Source organism: Streptomyces sp. NPDC054847, assembly GCF_053610925.1.
The window spans coordinates 1-3,149 of sequence record NZ_JBSGZJ010000628.1 but is presented as its reverse complement, the minus strand read 5'-3'; the positions used below and the strand labels follow the sequence as shown (position 1 = coordinate 3,149).

At 68.2% G+C, this 3,149-nt stretch carries 3 protein-coding genes; all 3 read right to left on the bottom strand.

The window, feature by feature from the left end; all coding sequences use genetic code 11:
* On the bottom strand, nucleotides 1-1,329 hold a 1,329-nt coding region (locus ACWGH4_RS33425; RefSeq protein WP_453467468.1), incomplete at its 3' end, for a GH1 family beta-glucosidase.
* A gap of 49 nt (nucleotides 1,330-1,378) precedes the next feature.
* Nucleotides 1,379-2,218 (bottom strand): carbohydrate ABC transporter permease, encoded by an 840-nt coding sequence (locus tag ACWGH4_RS33420; protein ID WP_453467470.1) that lies wholly within the window; start codon nucleotides 2,216-2,218, stop codon nucleotides 1,379-1,381.
* A gap of 37 nt (nucleotides 2,219-2,255) precedes the next feature.
* On the bottom strand, nucleotides 2,256-3,149 hold an 894-nt coding region (locus ACWGH4_RS33415), incomplete at its 5' end, for a carbohydrate ABC transporter permease (RefSeq protein WP_453467466.1).

The window sequence follows — 3,149 nt, the reverse complement described above, 5'->3', positions numbered from 1 at the left end:
GATGATGTCCGTGTAGCGGTGGCCGCTGCCCTTGATCGTGCGGCGCTGCGTGGCGTAGTCGACATGGACGAGGCCGAAGCGCTTGTCGTAGCCGTACGCCCACTCGAAGTTGTCCAGCAGGGACCAGGCGAAGTAGCCGGCCAGCGGGGCGCCCTTGCGGACGGCGCGGGCACAGGCGGCCAGGTGCTCCTCCAGGTACCGGGCACGCTCCCGGTCGTCGATGCTGCCGTCGGTACGGACGACGTCCGGGTAGGCGGAGCCGTTCTCCGTGACGTAGAGCCTGCGCGCGCCGTACTCGTCGGTGAGCCGCAGCAGCAGCGCCTCGATGCCGTTCGCGTCGATCTCCCAGTCCATGCCGGTGCGCGGCACGCCGGGACGCTCGACCTGCCGGGCGAAGGGCGCGGGACCGGTGGGATCGTCGGTGACGACCGCGGGGAAGTAGTAGTTCAGCCCCAGCCAGTCCAGCGGCGCGGCGATGGTCTCCATATCGCCCGGCAGCTCGGGCAGTTCGACGCCGTACACCTCGAGCATGTCGGCGGGGAAACCGCGGCCGTGGACGGGGTCGAGCCACCACCGGTTGGTGTGGCCGTCCATCCGCCGGGCCGCCGCGACGTCCTCGTCGCGGTCGCTCGCGGGAGCCACCGTGGACAGGTTGTTGACGATCCCGACCTGTGCGCCGGGCGCCGCGGCCCGGATCGCCCCGGCGGCCAGGCCGTGACCGAGCAGCAGGTGGTAGGAGGCGCGGACGGCGGCGGTCAGATCGGTCGCTCCGGGGGCCATCCGGCCCTCCAGGTGCCCGATCCACGCGGAACACAGCGGCTCGTTGAGCGTGGCCCAGTGCTTGACGCGGTCGCCGAGCCGTTCGGCGACGGCGGAGGCGTACGCGGCGAGGTGGTGCGCGGTGTCCCTTTCCGGCCAGCCGCCCCGGTCCTGAAGGGCCTGGGGGAGGTCCCAGTGGTAGACCGTGACGGACGGGGTGATGCCCGCCTCGAGCAGTCCGTCCACGAGCTGGTCGTAGAAGTCGAGGCCCTTGGCGTTGACCTCGCCGTCACCTCCCGGCACGACGCGGGGCCAGGCGACGGAGAGGCGGTAGGCGTTGGTCCCCAGCTGCTTCATCAGCGCGATGTCCTCGCGCCAGCGGTGGTAGTGGTCGCAGGCGACATCGCCGTGGTCGTCGCCCGCGATCCTGCCGGGGGTGTGCGAGAACGTGTCCCAGATGGACGGCGACCTGCCGTCCTCGGCGACCGCGCCCTCGATCTGGTAGGCGGAGGTGGCGGTGCCCCAGGCGAAGTCCTGCGGGAGGGCGGCGAGGTCGGTGAACTCGGTCACGGACGTCCTTTCTGACAAGGGATCAGGGGATGGCGCGGCGGAGCGCCGGTCACTTCACAGCGCCGGCGGTGAGTCCGGTGACCAGATAGCGCTGGAGGAGGAGGAAGCCCGCCACCACGGGGACGGAGACCACGAGGGACGCGGCCATGATCTGGTTCCAGTACACGTCGTTCTGCGTCGAGTAGCCCTGGAGGCCGACGGCGAGCGTGCGCGTGGTGTCGTTGGTCATGACGGACGCGAAGAGGACCTCTCCCCACGCCGTCATGAAGGCGTAGACGGCGACGGCGACGATGCCCGGGATCGCCGCCGGCACGACGACCCGCAAGAGGGCCTTCAGCGGCCCGCAGCCGTCGACCAGCGCGGCTTCGTCCAGTTCCCTGGGCACCGAGTCGAAGTAGCCGATCAGCATCCAGATGGAGAACGGCAGCGAGAACGTGAGATAGGTGAGGATCAACCCGCCGCGTGAACCGAACAGGGCGACACCGGTCGTGTTCCCGATGTTGACGAAGATCAGGAACAACGGCAGCAGGAACAGGATGCCGGGAAACATCTGCGTCGACAGCACGGACACGGTGAACAGCCGCTTGCCCCGGAAGCGGTACCGGCTGACGGCATAGGCGGCGAAGATCGCGATGATCACCGAGCAGACGGTGGCCGCACCCGCCACGATCAGGGAGTTGACGAAGTACTTCGCCAGCGGGACGGTCTCCCAGATGTCGAAGTACGGACGGATCGTCAGCCCGCTCGGCATCCAGCGGAACTCGCTCGACACGTCCTCCAGCGGTTTGAGCGAGCTGGAGACCATGACGTACACGGGCAGCAGCACGAAGCCCGACAGCAGGGTCAGGAAGATCCGCCGCGACCACACGAAGGACCGCGGCGCGGCCATCGGGGACCGGGTCACGGCGGTGCCGGTTTCGAGAGAGCTATGCATCGGTGGCCTTCCTCCCGCGGGAGGTGAAGAAGAGGTAGACGCCCGTCACCAGCAGCAGGAAGAGCAGCAGCAGCACGGACATGGCCGCGCCGGCGCCGAAGTTCCAGGTGGCGAACGACGACTGGTAGATGTGGATGGAGATGAGATCGGCGGCTTCCGGTGCCGACTTGCCGAACAGCACGAACGGCGTGTTGAAGTCGTTGAACGTCCACAGGAAGAGCACCAGCACCAGCACCTGGTTGACGCTCCGCAGCGACGGCAGCGTGATCTTGCGGATCTGCTGCCACACGCCGGCGCCGTCGAGCGCTCCCGCCTCGTACAGCTCCCTGGGGATGTTCTGCAGACCGGCCATGACGATGAGGAAGGCGAACGGCCAGCCCTTCCACACGGAGACGATGAGCAGTGCCCAGAAGCTGTTGTCCCCGATCAGCCAGAAGGAAGGGCTGTCGGTGAGCCCCAGCTGGTCGTGGAGCACATGGTTGATCAGCCCGTTGTCGCGCTGGAACATGAACGACCAGGTGATGACGGCGGCGTAGACGGGCAGCGCGTACGGCACCAGGAACAGGGCCCGCAGGAAGCCGCGGCCCTTGAACGTCTCCTGCATGAAGACCGCCGCAGCGGTGCCGAGCAGCCAGCACAGGCCGACGGACAGGACGGTGAACAGGCACGTGGTCGTGAACGACCTGAGCAGTGACTCGCCGGCCGGTGTGTCGAAGTCGACCGCGAATCGGAAGTTCTCCAGGCCCCGCCACGGGGCGGCTCCCCAGTCGCGCAGGTAGAACTGGGTGAGCTCCTTGAAGCTCATCGCGACGCCGATGACGATCGGCAGCAGGTGGATCAGGATCTCCAGCAGCAGCGCCGGGAGCAGCAGCAGGTACGGCAGCGC

Coding starts and splice junctions, on each gene's coding strand:
- ACWGH4_RS33420 (WP_453467470.1), bottom strand. CDS start 2,218: ATGGCCGCGCCGCGGTCCTTCGTGTGGTCGCGGCGGATCTTCCTGACC.